Raw genomic sequence first — 17,414 nt, forward strand, 5'->3', positions numbered from 1 at the left:
TATACATTATATAACTAACCGAAGCTGCCGAAAAACCGGGCAGCCGCATGTCCGGGGAGGAGTCATGGCCTATAAAGCCCCTGTCGCTGATATTTCCTTCGCACTCAATAGCATAGCCGGGTTTTCAGGCCATTTGCAGGACGGCATGTTCGGCGATCTGGACGCCGCGACCGTCGAGGCGGTGCTGGAGGAGGCGGGCCGTTTCGCCAGCGAGGAACTGGCGCCGCTCAACTGCAGCGGCGATGAGGACCGGGCGCAGCTCAGGGACGGTGAGGTCGTCTTACCGCCGGGCTGGGCGGAGGCCTACCGCAAATTCTGGGAAAGCGGCTGGAACGCGCTGCCCTCGCCCGTCGATCATGGCGGCCAGGGGCTGCCGCTGGCGGTGTCGATGGCCGTTTCCGAGATGTGGAACGGGGCGAACATGGCCTTCGGGCTCAATCCGATGCTGACTCAGGCCGGCGTCGAGGCGCTGTCGAAATACGGCTCCGAGGAACTGAAGGCGAAATATCTGCCGAAGATGGTGTCGGGCGAATGGACCGGCTCGATGCAGCTCACCGAGCCGCAGGCGGGCTCCGACCTGCGCTTCATCAAGACACGGGCCGTGCCGCAGGGCGACGGCAGCTACCGCATCAGCGGCACCAAGATCTTCATCACCTTCGGCGAGCATCCGCTGACGCCGAACATCGTCCATATCGTGCTCGCCCGCCTGCCCGACGCGCCCGAAGGCACCAAGGGCATCTCGATGTTCCTGATCCCAAAGTTCCTGGTCAATGAGGACGGCTCGCTCGGCGCGCGCAACGATGTGCATTGCGCCAAGCTCGAGCACAAGCTCGGCATCCATGGCAGCCCGACCTGCGTGCTGAATTACGGCGATGCCGGGGGCGCCATCGGCTGGATGGTCGGCGAGCCCAATCGCGGCCTGACCTACATGTTCACCATGATGAATCAGGCCCGGCTGGCGGTCGGGGTGCAGGGCGTCGGGCTGGCGGAGCACGCCTATCAGGATGCGCTCGCCTATGCGCGGGAGCGCAGGCAGGGCAGCGTCGAGGGCACGCCGCCGAACGAGATGACGCCGATCATCAATCACCCGGATGTGCGCCGGATGCTGATTTCGATGAAGGCGAAGATCGCCGCCGCCCGCGCCATCTACGCCGTCAACGCCATGGCGATGGACGTCGCCCGCAGCAGCGCCGACCCGGCGGCCCGCGCCCGCGCCGAAGGGCTGGCCGCGCTGCTGACGCCCGTCTCGAAAGCCTATGGCTCCGACATCGGCGTCGAGGTGGCCTCGGAGGGCATCCAGGTGCATGGCGGCATGGGCTTCATCGAGGAAACCGGCGTCGCCCAGCATTATCGCGACGCCCGCATCGCCCCGATCTATGAAGGCACCAACGGCATCCAGAATGTCGATCTGGTCGCGCGCAAGCTGCCGGCCAACAATGGCGAGACGGTCCGGTTGTTCATCGGCGAGCTGAAGGCGACGCTGGCCGAGCTAAAAGCCTCCAATGAGCCGGCTTTCGGCGCGATGTTCGAATGCCTCTCCGAAAGCGTCGCCGATCTCGAGGAGACGACGGAATGGCTGCTGCGCAAGCTGGCCCAAGACCGCGACGCCGCGCTGGCGGGCGCGACGCCTTACGGGCGGCTGTTCGCCAATGCGGCGGGCGGCGTGTTCCTGGCGCGCGGTGCGCTGGCGGCGGCGCGGTCTTGGGCCAGCTTGCGCAGCAGCCATTNGCGCTGGCGGCGGCGCGCGGCGCCAACGGCTCCGGCGCGGCGGCGGACGGGCATATCGCGCTCGCCCGGCATTTCGCCGAAACCCAGGCGCCGCAGAACGGCGGCCTGAAGCGTATCGTCTTCAACATGCATGAAACCGTCAACGGCAAGGCGGCCGACGCCGCGCTTGCCTGAAAGCCAAGCAGGGACGCATGGACACGCTCAAAGGCAAGACGCTCTTCATCACCGGCGCCAGCCGCGGCATCGGCCTCGCCATCGCCCTGCGCGCCGCCCGCGACGGCGCCAATGTCGCCATCGCCGCCAAGACCGCCGAGCCGCATCCCAAGCTCGAGGGCACCATCTACACCGCCGCCGCCGAGATCGAGGCGGCGGGCGGCAAGGCGCTGCCGCTCGTCTGCGACATCCGCAATGAGGAGCAGCTTGCCGACGCGGTCGCGAAAACCGCCGCGGCCTTCGGCGGCATCGATATCTGCGTCAACAATGCCAGCGCCATTTCGCTGACCGGCACGCTGGCGACCGACATGAAGCGCTACGATCTGATGCACCAGATCAACACGCGCGGCACCTTCCTGACCTCGAAACTGTGCATCCCCTATCTCGCCAAGGCGGAGAACCCGCATATCCTGATGCTGTCGCCGCCGCTCGACATGAAGCCGAAATGGTTCGGCCCGCATGTCGCCTATACGATGGCGAAATTCGGCATGAGCATGTGCGTGCTGGGGATGGCGGAGGAATTAAAGCCGCAAGGCATCGCGGTGAACGCGCTGTGGCCGCGCACCACCATCGCCACCGCCGCCGTCAACAATCTGCTCGGCGGCGATATGCTGATGCGCATGAGCCGCAAGCCCGACATCCTGGCCGACGCGGCGCATCTGATCTTCACCCAGCCCTCGCGTGAGTTCACCGGCCGCTTCCTGATCGACGACACGCTGTTGAGCGAATTCGGCGTCACCGATTTCGACCGTTACCGCGTCGACCCGAGCAAGGACCTCGCGCCGGATTTCTTCGTCCCCGAGGACAGCGTTCCGCCGGTCAGCCTGAAGGCGCTGACCGCCTAGCCACCGCCGCGAGCGGGCCGCGTGCCCGCCCTCCGCCTTGCCGAATCTTGCAAAGCATGGTCACCTAGCCCCATGGCGACACTCTACCTCACCCATCCCTGCCTCGTGGAGCACGACACCGGCCCCGGCCATCCGGAGCGGCCGGACCGCATCCGCGCGGTCGAAAAAGTGCTCGCCCATGAGACGTTCGACGCGCTCATCCGCGAGGAGGCCCCCGAGGGCGCCGAGGAGGACATCGCGCGCGTCCATCCGCGTGCCTATATCGAGGCCATCAAGAACGTCGCGCCGGCGCGCGGCCTGGTCTATCTGGACGGCGATACGCCGATGTCGCCCGGCACGCTCAACGTCATTCTGCACGCCGTGGGCGCGGGCACCCGCGCCGTCGATGCGGTGATGACGGGCGAGGTGCAGAACGCCTTTTGCGGCGTCCGCCCGCCCGGCCATCACGCCGAGCCGAGCCGCGCCATGGGCTTCTGCATCTTCAACAGCGCCGCCATCGCCGCCGAATATGCGCGCGCCAAGCACGGCGCCGAGCGCGTCGCCGTCGTCGATTTCGACGTGCATCACGGCAATGGCACGCAGGCCGCCTTCTGGTCGGAGAAGAACCTGTTCTACGCCTCCAGCCACCAGTCGCCCTTCTATCCCGGGACCGGGCGGACGGGGGAGACGGGCGTTGCCGGCAACATCGTCAACGCGCCGCTGCGGGCGGGCGACGGCGGCCGCGAATTCCGCGCCGCCTACAAGGATCTGATCCTGCCGTCGCTGGTGAATTTCGCGCCCGACCTCTTGATCCTCTCCGCCGGCTTCGACGCCCATCAGGAAGACCCGCTCGCCGAGATCAACCTCGTCGAGGAGGATTTTTCCTGGGTCACCTATCAGCTTGCCGAGGTCGCGCAGAAATGGTCGGGCGGGCGCATCGTCTCGATGCTGGAAGGCGGCTATAGCCTCAACGGGCTCGCCCGTTCGACTGCCGTGCATGTCGCCGCGCTTATGGATGCCGGGCGCTGAGCGGCGCACCGGCGCCAAGAATAACGCTGAGAAAGGATTTCCATGGCAAAGCCACCTGCCACTCATGAGGACATTCAGGCGCTGAGTTTCGAGCAGGCGCTTAAGGAGCTAGAAACCATCGTTGGCAAGCTCGAGCGCGGCGACGTCGAGCTGGAGCCGTCCATTTCGCTCTACGAACGCGGCGAAGCCCTGCGTGCGCATTGCGAACGCCTGCTTCAGCGCATCGAGGCGAAGGTTGAAAAGATCACCTTGGATGCCCAAGGCGCGCCGAATGGCAGCGTGCCATTGGAAGCCGGACAGTGACATTTCGTCTCATAAAAAGGCAATTATGACAGTGTTACGGCATAATTTCCGTGATTTTGAGGCGAAGATTGGGGTCTAATCACGAGGATATGGCCGACCCCGACCGGGCCGGCTTACTTTTGAGGAGACTGCCTCGTGACGGTTCCGAGTAAGACACCGCTTCTCGATCAAATCAAAATCCCCTCCGACCTGCGCAAATTTACCGAGAAGGATCTCATTCAAATCGCCGGGGAGTTGCGGCAGGAGACGATCGACGCCGTGTCGGTGACCGGCGGCCATCTGGGCGCGGGGCTCGGCGTCGTCGAGCTGACCGTCGCGCTGCATTACCTGTTCGACACGCCGGACGACCGCATCCTCTGGGACGTCGGCCACCAGGCCTATCCGCACAAAATCCTGACCGGCCGCCGCGACCGCATCCGCACGCTGCGTCAGGGCGGCGGGCTCGCCGGTTTCACCAAGCGCGCCGAAAGCGAGTATGACACGTTCGGCGCGGGCCATTCCTCGACCTCAATTTCGGCCGGGCTCGGCATGGCCGTGGCGCGCGACCTCGAGGGGCGAAAGAACCACGTCATCGCCGTGATCGGCGACGGCGCCATGAGCGCGGGCATGGCCTATGAGGCGATGAACAATGCCGGCGCCATGGACAAGCGGCTGATCGTCATCCTCAACGACAACGACATGTCGATCGCCCCGCCGGTCGGCGCGCTGAGCGCTTATCTCGCGCGCATCAATTCCAGCCACACCTATCTGGCCATTCGCGATTTCGTGAAGCAGCTCGCCAAGCGCCTGCCCAAGGACTGGGAGCGCCGCGCCGCCCGCGCCGAGGAATACACCCGCAGCTTCTGGGCCGGCGGCGTGTTGTTCGAGGAACTCGGCTTCTATTATGTCGGCCCGGTCGACGGCCATAATCTGGATCATCTGATCCCGGTACTGCGCAATGTGCGCGACGCCGATGTCGGGCCGGTGCTGATCCACGTCGTCACCCAGAAGGGCAAGGGCTACGCCCCGGCGGAGAAGTCCCCGGACAAATATCACGGGGTCAACAAGTTCAACGTCATCACCGGGGCGCAGGCCGTCGCCAAGCCGAACGCGCCGAGCTACACGAAGGTCTTTGCGCAAAGCCTGATCCAGGAGGCGCGCAAGGACGACAAGATCGTTGCCGTGACCGCCGCCATGCCCGCGGGCACCGGGCTCGACCTGTTCGGGCGCGAATTCCCCGATCGCTGTTTCGATGTCGGCATCGCGGAGCAGCATGGCGTCACCTTCGCCGCAGGCCTTGCGACCGAGGGCTATAAGCCGTTCGCCGCGATCTATTCGACCTTCCTGCAGCGTGCCTACGATCAGGTCGTGCACGATGTCGCCGTGCAGCATTTGCCGGTGCGCTTCGCCATCGACCGCGCCGGTCTCGTCGGCGCCGACGGGCCGACCCATGCCGGCTCCTTCGACGTCGCCTATCTGAGCTGCCTGCCGGGTTTCGTGGTCATGGCCGCCGCCGATGAGGTCGAGTTGCGCCACATGGTGGCGACGGCCGCCGCCATCGATGACGGCCCGTCCGCCTTCCGCTATCCGCGCGGCGAAGGCTGGGGGCTGGACATGCCCGAGGAAGGCACGCCCCTGGAGATCGGGCGCGGCCGTATCCTGCGCGAGGGCACGGCGGTGGCGCTGTTATCCTTCGGCGGTCGCCTCGCCGAATGCCTGACCGCCGCCGACCAGCTTTCCGCGCGCGGCCTCTCGACCACGGTGGCGGACGCCCGCTTCGCCAAGCCGCTCGATGAAGCGCTGATCCGCCAGCTTTGCGCCCATCACGAGGTGGTGGTGAGCATCGAGGAAGGCTCGACCGGCGGCTTCGGCGCGCAATTGCTGCATTTCCTCTCGGCGGACGGCCTTCTGGACCGCGGCCTGAAGATCCGCACGCTGACCTTGCCCGACCGCTTCATCGATCAGGACAAGCCGGAGCGCATGTATGAGCAGGCTGGGCTGGACGGAGCGGGAATCGTGCGCAGCGTGTTCTCGGCCCTTTCGCTTTCGCCAAGGGCCGAGGCCGATTTCAACGCCTGATGCGGCGGGGGACTCAGCTTTGGCCGGCGATATGGCCGTTTTGCTGCGTCCCTGAATAGGTCGTGTTGAAGGCCCCGGCAAAGCTCGGGTCGAATTCGTAATAATTGCAGGTGATCTCCTCACCGGCGGCAATATCGCGAATGGCGTAGCCTTGGCTGAACTCGGTGAAATCCGTGTTCGGCTGCTCCGTATGGTTCATGAACCGGCCATTATCCAACTCGATCACGAGATGGTTGCCGTTCTCGACATGGGGAAATGAATATTTTTCGACGAACTCCCTGGTATGGGGCGGGAGCTCTTCTATATCGCTAGGCGAGAAGCTCGCAATGAATTTCGGGTTGAATTGCCAGATCAGCGTGCCCGAAGGGATGAACTCATCTGCGTAGACGCCCAAGCCTTCAATCTGGCTGGGAGCAACATACGTGCGGACAAGCATCATTTTCTACTGATTCCTCATATGGGTTCGGGGTTGGGTCGCGGTAATTTCACGTGCATCAGCACTTCAAGCTCTCAATATTTCCATGCGCGATATAAAGGGCGAACCCATCACGCGACATCAGTAGTTTTGCTGCAAAAACGCTCATAGATTCAATACTCGACTGCGGTTCACTCAGATTCCGCTGAGTTTCATGCTGCGGAGACTGAGATTCCGACGGCCAGCGGTCGGCCGACCGTCAAAAGTGGTCACCGTTATGCCGTATAAACGCGTATGTAAAGCGAAAAAACAACTGTCGGCTTTTTTTGACGGATGGGCCGGCCGGCCGCACCCGTCAGCGCCGCCGCAGCCGGTCGATCCGCCGCTGCAGGTAGGGCGAGAAAAACCCATGATAACGGTCCCATAGCGCGGGATCGCGCCAGTCATTGCCGGTGATCCGGCCCCGGCAATTGCGCGCTCCGCAACTGCAGAAAAACTCGTCATAGGACGAGCCGTCCGCCATGGCGTAATCGAAGGTGATTTCTTCGCCCGGCAGGATGTTGCGCATCGCCACCAGCGAGATCTGGCCGGAGAGCCCGGTATTGGGCTCGCAGCAATGGTTGACATAGTCCGGCGGCTCGCCGGCGTCGAAGGAAGTGAGGTACAGCCCCTCCTCGACCTGCACGGTGTAGGTCTTCAGGATCGCCGACAGGAAGGGCAACTCCTCCCAGGAGACGATGCGTCCGCTCCAGACGCCGATGAGTTCGCCCGCCGGGATCGGCTCGCGCGCGATGACGGCATGACCGCCCTTGGCGGTGGCGCCGACGACGTAGCATTTAGGGGACAAATAGGAGAATGAGCGCTGCGCTAAGGCAGGCTCGGCCAACTCGGATTGCATCGATGATTCACCGAAGGAAAGCAGCAATTCGTTGTGGTTGGGATTATGTCACCCACGCGGGGAGCGTGGGCGCGCGAGGCGGAAATCAAAGATCAGCACCGCAATTTCGACGACCGGCATTGGGCCGACAATCGATGGCGTGATCCAAAAAAGGTAAAACTCTGCCAGGCGCCCTGACGCCAGATAAGCCGCCAGTGACTATGCCGGTCTTTCGGTTTCATTCGGTCCGGACCAAGCCGCTTTCGCGTTGTGGCATGATCGTGCGTGCCTCCAGGGCGCGGCGAAAACTTCGCTAAACTCATGCATTAACACAGAAGCGCAGCAGAGGCGATTACGAAAAATCGGCCTGCGGAACTTACCCATAAGCAAATGGCGAGCACCGGCAACGGTTTTGGCACGGCGCCCGCTGCGTCAAAACAGCTTGCCGCCATTGGGGACGGCGAGACTCGGCCCGATCAGCACGACGCCGCCCTCCTCGTCGGGAAAGCCGAGCGTGAGCACTTCGGAGAGGAATTTGCCGATCTGGCGCGGCGGGAAATTGACCACCGCCGCGACCTGCCGGCCTTTCAGCGTATCCGGTGCGTAATGCCTGGTGATCTGGGCCGAGCTTTTCTTGACGCCGATCTCCGGCCCGAAATCGATCCAGATCTTGATCGCGGGTTTGCGCGCTTCGGGAAAGGCCTGCGCGTCGACAATTGTGCCGACACGGATATCCACGGCCTCGAAATCGGCAAAGCTGATGGTGCCGCGCGGCTCTGTTTCGGTCATGCTCGGGCTCTGTTGTCCGTGGCTAGAGGGCAGGCGCTGGACCGGGTTCGCCGCCGCCCGGCGTGTGCCCGTTGGGTGATGGGGCGGGGGCGGCCGCAGTCTCGGGCGCGCCGGCCGAGGCGCGCTCGCGCCGGGACGGGACGATGCTGTTGAACATCCGCTTCGCCGCCGCGCCGATGTCGTCGGTGCGCTGCATGACGCGCTCGCCGCGCCGCAGGCGGCTGTCGAGGGCCGCCATGGTGCGGGCAAGGCCGGGATCGGTGTCTTCCAGCCAGATGTCGAAGACGCGGGCATAAATGCCCATGATACCCGGCAGCCGCAGCGCGCCGCGCGTGCCTTCGGCGTCGATGCCGGCGGCGGCCAGCATCCAGTAGAGCGAGCGGGCCGCGACCCCGAACTGCGCGAGGCTTTCGCCGGGCCGGTATTGCAGATCGTCTTTAATGCGGGCGAGGCCTGCCTTATGCGGCGCCATCAGCTCGAAGCGGGTCATCAGCACGTCGAACAGCCGGTCGCGCGGGGCAAGGGCCGCATCGGCGGGGCTGATCTTGGCCAGCACGGCGTCATCGATGCTGCGCGTATAGGCGGCCAGAATATGCGCCTTGGAAGAGAATTCCTTGCGGAACTGGGCGAGGCCGACGCCGGCTTCGTTGGCGATCTGGTCGAGGCTCAGCCCGTCCCAGCCTTTGCTGGCGGCAAGGCGCAAGGCTGCGTCGACGATCTTTCCCCTGATGCTCGTGAGGTCCAGCATGGCTTGGCTCCCGTGATCCCGCGGTTCAGGCTCGGCCGCTCCCAAGGGGGCGGTCCGTCACCATCACTTAATGGCTTCGGGGTTCAACTTAAAGGCCGAAATGGGCCGAGTTCGCGGTGGTGGCCGAGCTTGTTCACCAGCGCTTCGAGGCGGCGGTCGAAAATCCCGCATTCGCGTAAGTGCCGCACCGTGTTTACCACATAATCGATATTGATGCCGGAGCGGCCGCGCCCCTGACGCACCAGCCGCGCCTGGACTTCGAGCGGCAGGTCGCCCGCATATTGCCGGTGATGGCGGTTGACCATGTAGCAAAGCGCGCGGACGTCCTCGCCGTCCCTGGCGGTCAGGAGGATGCTGCGATTGACGGCGCGGTAGACATTGTTGGCTTGCTCGCGCCGGCGCAGATAGGCGAGCGTCGCGCGGATATCACGATCGGCGACGCGGTAGGCGATGCCTTCGCAGCGGCCGCCCGCATCGAGGCCGAGCACCAGCCCCGGAACCGCTTTCGTGCCGCGATGCACATGCGAGTAGATGCACAGAGCCCGGTGGCCGCCGGGGAAAATGGCGTGCTGGCGCTCCTCATAGGGAAAACCCGGCCGCCACATCAGCGAGCCGTAGCCGAACACCCAGAGGCCGCCGCCCGCGCTCACGCCGATTTTTTCTTCTCGGCCGTCGCGCCATGCGGACGCCCGAAATCCGGGGCCGGCGTTTCCTGGCCGGCCTCGATGATGGCCCGCCGGATCGCCCGCGTCTTGGTGAACAGGTCGAACAGCGCATCGCCGTCGCCCCAGCGGATGGCGCGCTGCAGGGCGGCGAGGTCTTCGTTGAAGCGGCCCAGCATCTCCAGCACGGCTTCCTTGTTGTTGAGGAAGATGTCGCGCCACATGGTGGGGTCGGAGGCGGCGATGCGGGTGAAATCGCGGAAGCCGCTGGCCGAGAATTTGACGACTTCCTTCTCCGTCACCTTCTCCAGATCGGAGGCCGTGCCGACGATATTGTAGGCGATCAGATGCGGCACGTGGCTGGTTATGGCGAGCACGAGGTCATGATGCTCGGCCGTCATGATCTCGACCGAGGCGCCGCAAGCCTCCCAGAAGCGCTTCAGCCTGGCGACGGGTTCCGGCTCGGCGCCGGGCAGCGGCGTCAGGATGCACCAGCGGCCGTCGAACAATTCGGCAAAGCCGGATTCGGGGCCGGAATGTTCCGTGCCCGCGATCGGGTGGCCGGGAATGAAATGCACGCCCTCGGGAATATGCGGGCCGATGTCGCGCACGGCGGCGGTCTTCACCGAGCCGGCGTCGGAGATGATGGCGCCGGGCTTCAGCGCCGGGCGGATCGCCTCGGCGACCGGCCCGAAAGCGCCGACCGGCGTGCAGATGATGACGAGATCGGCGCCAGCCACGGCTTCCGCCGGGTCGGCATAGACGGCGTCGCACAGCTTGATGCGCTCGGCGATTTTGCGCGTCTCTTCCGAGCGCGCCGCGCCGGTGATGCGCTTGGCGAGGCCGCCGCGCCGGATCGCATGGCTGATCGAGGAGCCGATCAGGCCGAGGCCGATCAGCGCGACATGGTCGAAATGTGGGCCCGGCATCAATGCCCGCCTTTCATGAAATCGCTGAGCGCCGCGACGACGGCGCGGTTATGATCCTCGAGCCCGACCGTCAGGCGGATGCCCTGCGGAATGCCGTAAGCTTCGAGCCGCCGCGTAATGATGCGGCGGCCGCCCAGGAAGGCGTCGGCATCGGCGGCGGTCTTGCCGGGCGTATCGGCGAAATGCAGCAGCAGGAAATTCGCCGCGCTGTCGGTGACGGGAATGCCGAGCGCCCGGATCTCCTTCGCCAGCCATTCCAGCCATTCGCTATTATGCGCCTTCGAGCGCTCGATATGCGCGCGGTCGTCCAGCGCGGCAATGGCGGCGGACATGCTGGGCCCGGCGAGATTGAAGGGCCCGCGAATCCGGTTCAGCGCGGAGGCGATTTCGGCGGGGCAGTAGACCCAGCCGACGCGCGCGCTCGCCAGCCCGAAGATCTTCGAAAAGGTCCGCGTCATCACGGTGTTCGGCGTGGTCGCGACCAGCTCGATGCCCGCTTCGTAATCATTGCGGTTCACATATTCCGCATAGGCGCCGTCGAGCACCAGCAGCACGTTGTCGGGCAGGCCCTTGCGCAGGCGGCGGATCTCGCCGAAGGCGACATAGGTGCCGGTCGGGTTGTTCGGATTGGCGATGAAGACGGCGCGCGTGCGCGGCGTGACCGCCGCCAGGATCGCATCTACATTGGCGCAGAAATCCGTCTCCGGCACGACGACCGGCGTTGCTCCCGCCGCCAGGATGACGATCTTGTAGACCAGAAATCCGTGCTCGGTGTAGATCGCCTCGTCGCCGGTCGCGAGATAGGCCTGGGCCAGCAGGTGGAACAGCTCGTCCGAGCCCGCGCCGCAGACCAGATGATCTGGGTTCAAGCCGTAAAACGTGCCGAGCGCCTGACGCAGCGCCGTCGCCGAGCCGTCCGGATAGCGGTCGAGCTGGCCGGCGGCCTCGCGAAATGCCGCGACCGCCGCCGGGCTCGCACCGAACGGCGTCTCGTTGGAGGACAGTTTTATGACCGGCCCGGCGCCAGGGAGCTTGCTGCGCCCCGGCACATAGGCGTCGATCTCGAATACACCCGGCCGCGCTTGCGGCCCTTGCGCCAGAGACACGTCCCTCTCCTTAAATCTTTTGCCGCGGGGCTCACCCTAACATGGCCCGCAGCAGCCGGAACTCATAGGATCGGATGGCGTCGAATGCAAAGAAAAGATTGACTTTAGCTGCCGACACCCTAGCTAACCATCAAAGCGCTGCCCCAATTTCGTGCAGCCTTCGCGCGCGCCCGGCCCCCCGCGCGAAAATCCTGTGGTGGTGGCCGGGTCGGCTGAGGGAGGCTCCATAGCATATGGCGCAGGCGTCGACGGCGCAGTGTGATATTGCGCATTTCTCCGAGGATGAACCGCTTCCCCTGGATAGCGGCGCTATGCTCGCGCCTTATTCCATCGCCTATCAGACCTACGGCACGCTGAACGCGGACAAATCCAACGCGGTCGTGGTCTGCCACGCGCTGACCGGCGATCAATATGTCGTCGGCACGCATCCCGTCACCGGCAAACCCGGCTGGTGGGCGACCATGGTCGGCCCCGGCAAGCCGGTCGATACGGACCGCTATTTCGTCATCTGCCCGAACATCATCGGCGGCTGCATGGGCTCGACAGGGCCGGCTTCGCTCAATCCGCGCACCAACAGGGTCTATGGGCTGGATTTCCCGGTCATCACCATCCGCGACATGGTGCGCGCGCAGGCGCGTTTGATCGAGCGGCTCGGCATTGACAGCCTGTTCTGCGTCATCGGCGGCTCGATGGGCGGCATGCAGGTGCTGGAATGGGCGGCGAGCTACGGCGACAAGGTGTTTTGCGCCGTGCCGATCGCCTCCGCCCCCCGCCACTCCTCGCAGAACATCGCCTTCCACGAGGTCGGCCGGCAGGCCGTGATGGCCGATCCGGACTGGCGCGGCGGCCGCTATCTCGACGAGGGCGTGTTGCCCCGCAAGGGCCTGTCGGTCGCGCGCATGGCCGCGCATATCACCTATCTGTCCTCCAAGGCGCTGCACGAGAAATTCGGCCGCAAGCTGCAGGACCGCGAGACGCTGACCTTCGGCTTCGACGCCGATTTCCAGGTGGAGAGCTATCTGCGCTACCAGGGCTCGACCTTCGTCGACCGCTTTGACGCCAATTCCTATTTATACATCACCCGCGCCATGGATTATTTCGACCTCGCCGCCGACCACGGCGGCACGCTGGCCAATGCCTTTGCCGACATCAAGACGCGCTTCTGCGTGATTTCCTTCACCAGCGATTGGCTCTATCCGACCCGCGACAGCCGCGAGATCGTGCGGGCGCTGAATTCCGTCGCCGCCAATGTCAGCTTCGTCGAGATCGAATCCGACAAGGGGCACGATGCCTTCCTGCTGGACGAGCCGGAATTGTTCGGCACCGTCTCGGGCTTCCTGAACGCCGCAGCCGCGCGCCGCGGCATCGCGCCCGCGCCGGCGCGCATCCTGGCGAGCGCCTAACCTTGCGCGCGCTGAACACTATCCCGCTGGTCCCGGCCCGCGTCGACCATTTGCTGATCGCGGAGATGGTGACGCGGGGCGCCCGCGTGCTCGACATCGGCTGCGGCGACGGCGAACTGTTGTCGCTGCTGGAGGTCAATCGCGACGTCGACGGGCGCGGCATCGAGCTGAGCCAGTCGAACGTGAATCTGTGCGTGGCGCGCGGCCTGTCCGTGATCCAAGGCGACGCCGACCGTGATCTGGTGCATTTCCCGGATAAGAGCTTCGACTACGCCATCCTAAGCCAAACCTTGCAGGCGACACGGCATCCGCGCCACGTGCTGGAGCAGCTTCTCCGGATCGGGCGGCACGCGATCGTGTCGTTCCCCAATTTCGGCCATTGGCGCATCCGGCTGCAATTTCTCATGCATGGCCGGATGCCGGTGACGCCGAACCTGCCCGAATCCTGGCACGAGACCCAGAACATCCACTATTGCACGATCAAGGATTTTCTGGCGCTGTCCGAGGCCGTCGACGCCAAGGTCGAGCGGACCGTGGCGCTGAACGCCTATGGCAAGCGCATGGGCCTGAACCTGCCGCTCGCCTGGCACAATCTGATCGGCGAGCAGGCGGTGTTTTTGCTGACGCGGAACGGCACGGAGTAGCGCGCCGGCAACCAGCTTTTCGACGAACCTCTCCTCCTCGTCGTCCCGGACACCGCGAAGCGGTGAGCCGGGACCAAATCATCGATCCGCGGGCACTGCGGGAAAGAGGTGAGGCGAGTAGGCCCCGGCTCTGACGGCCGGGGCGGCGGAGGATTTGACCCCTGCTTAAGCCCGCTTCGCGCCGACGAAATGGTGCAGATAGCGGACATGGATCATCACATCCATGATGCTGGCGAAGAACAGGATCACGAAAACCGAGGTCCAGGCCAGCGGCACGAAGAACAGCTCGATGCTGGTGACGACCAGCAAGAGGATCGAGCCATAGAGGTCATATTGGCTGCCGGTGAAATTGCGCTCGACGCCGTAGCGCACCATGCGGCCCATCTCCAGATAGAGCGCCACCAGGATGCCGAAAGTGATGATGGCGCCATAGGTGATGACGAATGCCGGCCCGCTCGCGCCGATCAGGCTGCCGAGGTCGAGCACATACAGGCTCTCATGCAGAAAAGCTTCGTTGGCGCCGGTCGCGACCGGGCCGCCATTATAGAGATGCAGGCCGGCAATGATGTGGTAGAGCAGCCACGCGCCCATGAGCCATGTGAACATCGAAATTCCCCTGCGCCAAAAAACTGATGCCGAGCTTTTTGCTGTTCGGCGGAAAGCGCAAGGCGTGAAACTGGGGCGCCCGGAGCTATCTACAATTTTCTTCAAAGGGCGCGGACATGGCAAAACCGCCAGCGAGGGCTGGCGGTTTGTTGATTCGTCGGGAGCCTGAGCGCCTAGCGCAGTCCGAGGCTGGACATCAGGCTGTCGCTCTGGCGGCTGCCATAGCGCTTCAAGTCGCGGATGAAGCGGCGGCGCTTGCCCGAGGTCGACAGGTCGATGTCGCGGAGCCAGCGCGGCGGGTTGCTCCAGTCGAAATTCGCCATCAGACGGCGCTTGTTGACATTGGCGTCGGGCAGCCAGTCGCTGCTGGACGAGAAGAAGTCGGAGATCGAGCGGCGCGACGGTGCGTTGTCGTAGAACCAGCTTTTGGCGCGCGAGCCGGTTTCCTCGGCGGTGTCGCGCAGATCCGGCCAGATGCCTTGCCAGCGGTTATTGGCCTGGGAGAGCAGGCGGTCATGCCAGGGACGGTGCCGCTCTTGGGCGGCTGCCGCGCGGGCGACGACGAGAAGCGCAAAGCCAGCCAGCGCGATGGGCAGCCAGGGGCTGATACGGCCGCTCGATTGCTGGCGCGGACGGCGCGCGACGGAGTTGGTGCCGGCACTGTTGGTCGAGTTGGCGCGGTTGCCGGAACCGGAATATCGAGGTTCGTTAACGGATTTTGGCGTGGGCTTCATTCTTACCTCCGATGGGGGACGCGGATTGGCGCGCGGGGATCTCGGTAGGATAATTCGTAGCGCTCCCGGCAGTTCCATCGGGCGGCACAATGCAAAAAAGCGCCGGGCGATGCCGCGGCGCTTTCTAATCTTGCAGAAATCTTTGGCCGGCCTCCCTGGGGAGAGGCCGTCAGGCTCAGCCAGTGGCCGCTTCCGCGTCCGAGGACTGGGCGATTTCCTGGCCGGTGGTCTGGTCGACGACCTTCATCGACAGGCGCACCTTGCCGCGATCGTCGAAGCCCATCAGCTTGACGTAGACTTCCTGGCCTTCCTTGACCACGTCCTTGACCTGCTTGACGCGGTCGGCGGCGAGCTGGGAGACGTGGACGAGGCCGTCGCGGGCGCCGAAGAAGTTCACGAAGGCGCCGAATTCGACGATCTTCACGACCTTGCCCTTATAGACCGTGCCGACTTCCGGCTCGGAGGCGATCGACTTGATGCGGTTCAGCGCGTCCTCGATCGACTTCTGGTTGGAGGCCGCAACCTTCACGGTGCCGTCGTCGCTGATGTCGATCTTGGCGCCGGTTTCCTCGACGATGCCGCGGATGACCGAGCCGCCCGAGCCGATCACTTCGCGGATCTTATCCGTCGGGATGGTGATCATTTCGATGCGCGGGGCATGTTCGCCGAGCGAGGAGCGCGGCGTCTGCAGCGCCTTGGACATCTCGTTCAGAATGTGGATGCGGCCGCCCATGGCCTGTTCCAGGGCGATCTTCATGATCTCGGCGGTGATGCCGGTGATCTTGATATCCATCTGCAGTGAGGTGATGCCGTTCGCGGTGCCGGCGACCTTGAAATCCATGTCGCCAAGATGGTCCTCGTCGCCCAGGATGTCCGAGAGCACGGCGAATTCATCGCCCTCCTTGATCAGGCCCATGGCGATGCCGGCAACCGGACGCACCAGTGGCACGCCAGCATCCATCAGCGCCAGCGAGGAGCCGCAAACCGTCGCCATCGAGGAGGAGCCGTTCGACTCGGTGATCTCGGAAACGATGCGCAGCGTGTAGGGGAACTGCTCCTTGGGCGGCAGCACCGGGTGCAGCGCGCGCCAGGCGAGCTTGCCATGGCCGACTTCGCGCCGGCCGGGGCCGCCCATGCGGCCGGTCTCGCCGACCGAGAAGGGCGGGAAATTGTAATGCAGCAGGAAGTTTTCCTTATAGGTGCCTTCCAGCGCATCGACCCACTGCTCATCCTCGCCGGTGCCGAGCGTCGCGACGCAGAGTGCCTGGGTCTCGCCGCGCGTGAACAGCGCCGAGCCGTGCGTGCGCGGCAGCACGCCGACCTCGGAAACGATCTGGCGGACGGTGGAGAGATCGCGCCCGTCGATGCGCTTGCCGGTCTTCAGGATATTGCCGCGCACGACGCTCTTTTCGAGCGATTTGAGCACGCCGCTGATCTCGCTTTGCAGCGAGGGATCGGAATCGGCGGTCACCAGCTCTTCCAGAACCTTGGCCTTGACCTCGGCGACCTTGAGCTGGCGCTCGGTCTTGGCGGGGATCGCATAGGCCTTCTTCAGCTCCTTCTCGGCCAGCTTGCGAACTTTGGCCTCGAATTCGCTGACGACCTGTTCCTTGATGTCCCAAGGCTCTTTCGCGGCGTTCTCGGCGAGGCGGATGATGGCGTCGATCACCGGCTGGAAGCTCTCATGGCCGAACATGACGGCGCCGAGCATGACTTCCTCGGACAGTTCCTTGGCCTCGGATTCCACCATCAGAACGGCGTCGCTGGTGCCGGCGACGACCAGTTCGAGGTCAGTGTCCTTAAGCTGGTCGACCGTGGGGTTGAGCACATATTCGCCGTTGATATAGGCGACTTTGGCCGCGCCGACCGGCCCCATGAAGGGAACGCCGGAAAGGGTAAGTGCGGCGGAGGCGGCGATCAGCGCCACCACATCGGGTTCGCTTTCGAGATCGTGCGAAAGGACCGTCGCGATGATCTGCACCTCATTGCGGAAACCGTCGGCGAAAAGGGGACGCACCGGGCGATCGATCAGGCGGGAGACCAGTGTCTCGCGCTCGCTGGGGCGGCCTTCGCGCTTGAAAAAGCCGCCCGGGATCTTGCCGGCGGCATAGGTCTTTTCCTGGTAGTGAACGGTGAGTGGGAAGAAATCCAGACCGGGCTTGGGCGCTTTTTCAGCAACCACGGTGGCGAGAACGGTGGTGTCGCCATATTGGACCAGCACCGCGCCGGTCGCCTGGCGGGCAATGCGGCCCGTCTCGAATTTCAGCGGGCGGCCGGCCCAGGTGATTTCTTCACGATGTATTTCGAACATTCTTCAAATTCCGATAGTTCGTCTCAAGCGCTGGA

Annotated in this window: 18 protein-coding genes; 8 read left to right on the forward strand and 10 right to left on the reverse strand. The window is 64.5% G+C overall.

What is annotated here, in order from left to right; all coding sequences use genetic code 11:
• Positions 1-145: 145 nt before the first annotated feature.
• The 5 genes from BLEFHOIH_RS10100 to dxs all read left to right on the forward strand — a co-directional run.
• A partial coding sequence (locus BLEFHOIH_RS10100; protein WP_245296964.1) for an acyl-CoA dehydrogenase occupies positions 146-1,727 on the forward strand: 1,582 nt, incomplete at its 3' end.
• A gap of 192 nt (positions 1,728-1,919) precedes the next feature.
• Entirely contained in the window at positions 1,920-2,786 is an 867-nt protein-coding gene (locus BLEFHOIH_RS10105; RefSeq protein ID WP_088344970.1) for an NAD(P)-dependent oxidoreductase, read from the forward strand.
• Positions 2,787-2,858: 72 nt separating this feature from the next.
• Positions 2,859-3,794 (forward strand): histone deacetylase family protein, encoded by a 936-nt coding sequence (locus tag BLEFHOIH_RS10110; protein ID WP_088344972.1) that lies wholly within the window; start codon positions 2,859-2,861, stop codon positions 3,792-3,794.
• A gap of 42 nt (positions 3,795-3,836) precedes the next feature.
• Complete coding sequence (locus BLEFHOIH_RS10115) at positions 3,837-4,097, forward strand: exodeoxyribonuclease VII small subunit (protein WP_088344974.1); 261 nt, start codon at positions 3,837-3,839, stop codon at positions 4,095-4,097.
• Positions 4,098-4,232: 135 nt separating this feature from the next.
• Entirely contained in the window at positions 4,233-6,155 is a 1,923-nt protein-coding gene (gene dxs / locus BLEFHOIH_RS10120) for a 1-deoxy-D-xylulose-5-phosphate synthase (protein ID WP_088344976.1), read from the forward strand.
• Between the two features lie 13 nt (positions 6,156-6,168).
• Here the strand turns inward: dxs and BLEFHOIH_RS10125 are convergent, their stop codons facing one another.
• The 7 genes from BLEFHOIH_RS10125 to BLEFHOIH_RS10155 all read right to left on the reverse strand — a co-directional run bounded on the left by BLEFHOIH_RS10125 (position 6,169) and on the right by BLEFHOIH_RS10155 (position 11,675).
• On the reverse strand, positions 6,169-6,594 hold the full coding sequence (locus BLEFHOIH_RS10125; RefSeq protein WP_088344978.1) for an SET domain-containing protein-lysine N-methyltransferase: 426 nt from the start codon (positions 6,592-6,594) through the stop codon (positions 6,169-6,171).
• A 331-nt stretch (positions 6,595-6,925) separates the two neighbouring features.
• Positions 6,926-7,468: an SET domain-containing protein gene (locus BLEFHOIH_RS10130; protein ID WP_088344981.1), complete on the reverse strand. Its 543-nt coding sequence runs from the start codon at positions 7,466-7,468 to the stop codon at positions 6,926-6,928.
• Positions 7,469-7,879: 411 nt separating this feature from the next.
• A complete protein-coding gene (locus tag BLEFHOIH_RS10135; RefSeq protein WP_088344983.1) occupies positions 7,880-8,236 on the reverse strand; it encodes a tRNA-binding protein in 357 nt (118 codons plus the stop codon).
• Positions 8,237-8,258: 22 nt separating this feature from the next.
• Positions 8,259-8,984, reverse strand: coding sequence for a TetR/AcrR family transcriptional regulator (locus BLEFHOIH_RS10140; protein ID WP_088344985.1), 726 nt, complete (start codon positions 8,982-8,984; stop codon positions 8,259-8,261).
• 83 nt (positions 8,985-9,067) lie between these two features.
• Positions 9,068-9,634: a gamma-glutamylcyclotransferase gene (locus BLEFHOIH_RS10145; protein ID WP_280950384.1), complete on the reverse strand. Its 567-nt coding sequence runs from the start codon at positions 9,632-9,634 to the stop codon at positions 9,068-9,070.
• Positions 9,631-10,575 carry a prephenate/arogenate dehydrogenase family protein gene (locus BLEFHOIH_RS10150; RefSeq protein WP_088344987.1) on the reverse strand — a complete coding sequence of 315 codons (945 nt, stop codon included), beginning with the start codon at positions 10,573-10,575 and terminating at the stop codon, positions 9,631-9,633. The genes BLEFHOIH_RS10145 and BLEFHOIH_RS10150 overlap by 4 nt, the downstream gene beginning before the upstream one ends.
• Positions 10,575-11,675, reverse strand: coding sequence for a histidinol-phosphate transaminase (locus tag BLEFHOIH_RS10155; protein WP_088345178.1), 1,101 nt, complete (start codon positions 11,673-11,675; stop codon positions 10,575-10,577). The genes BLEFHOIH_RS10150 and BLEFHOIH_RS10155 overlap by 1 nt, the downstream gene beginning before the upstream one ends.
• 239 nt (positions 11,676-11,914) lie before the next feature.
• Here BLEFHOIH_RS10155 and BLEFHOIH_RS10160 point away from each other — a divergent pair, with 239 nt between their 5' ends.
• Together BLEFHOIH_RS10160 and metW are read left to right on the forward strand one after the other, a co-directional pair.
• Positions 11,915-13,084: a homoserine O-acetyltransferase gene (locus tag BLEFHOIH_RS10160; protein ID WP_088344989.1), complete on the forward strand. Its 1,170-nt coding sequence runs from the start codon at positions 11,915-11,917 to the stop codon at positions 13,082-13,084.
• Between the two features lie 2 nt (positions 13,085-13,086).
• A complete protein-coding gene (gene metW, locus BLEFHOIH_RS10165) occupies positions 13,087-13,728 on the forward strand; it encodes a methionine biosynthesis protein MetW (RefSeq protein ID WP_245296956.1) in 642 nt (213 codons plus the stop codon).
• A 165-nt stretch (positions 13,729-13,893) separates the two neighbouring features.
• Here metW and BLEFHOIH_RS10170 read toward each other — a convergent pair whose 3' ends face one another.
• On the reverse strand, positions 13,894-14,334 hold the full coding sequence (locus tag BLEFHOIH_RS10170; RefSeq protein WP_088344991.1) for a hypothetical protein: 441 nt from the start codon (positions 14,332-14,334) through the stop codon (positions 13,894-13,896).
• On the opposite strand from BLEFHOIH_RS10170, the gene BLEFHOIH_RS26180 reads away from it, so the two are divergent.
• Positions 14,318-14,503, forward strand: a complete 186-nt coding sequence (locus BLEFHOIH_RS26180; protein ID WP_125461652.1) for a hypothetical protein — start codon at positions 14,318-14,320, stop codon at positions 14,501-14,503. The genes BLEFHOIH_RS10170 and BLEFHOIH_RS26180 overlap by 17 nt on opposite strands.
• A gap of 4 nt (positions 14,504-14,507) precedes the next feature.
• On the opposite strand, the gene BLEFHOIH_RS10175 is transcribed toward BLEFHOIH_RS26180, so the two are convergent.
• Together BLEFHOIH_RS10175 and pnp are read right to left on the reverse strand one after the other, a co-directional pair.
• On the reverse strand, positions 14,508-15,068 hold the full coding sequence (locus BLEFHOIH_RS10175) for a hypothetical protein (protein WP_088344993.1): 561 nt from the start codon (positions 15,066-15,068) through the stop codon (positions 14,508-14,510).
• Positions 15,069-15,243: 175 nt separating this feature from the next.
• Positions 15,244-17,379: a polyribonucleotide nucleotidyltransferase gene (gene pnp, locus BLEFHOIH_RS10180; protein ID WP_088344995.1), complete on the reverse strand. Its 2,136-nt coding sequence runs from the start codon at positions 17,377-17,379 to the stop codon at positions 15,244-15,246.
• Between the last annotated feature and the right edge of the window lie 35 nt (positions 17,380-17,414).

The organism is Rhodomicrobium sp. R_RK_3 (genome assembly GCF_002198715.1).
In the GTDB taxonomy this organism is placed as follows: domain Bacteria; phylum Pseudomonadota; class Alphaproteobacteria; order Rhizobiales; family Rhodomicrobiaceae; genus R-RK-3.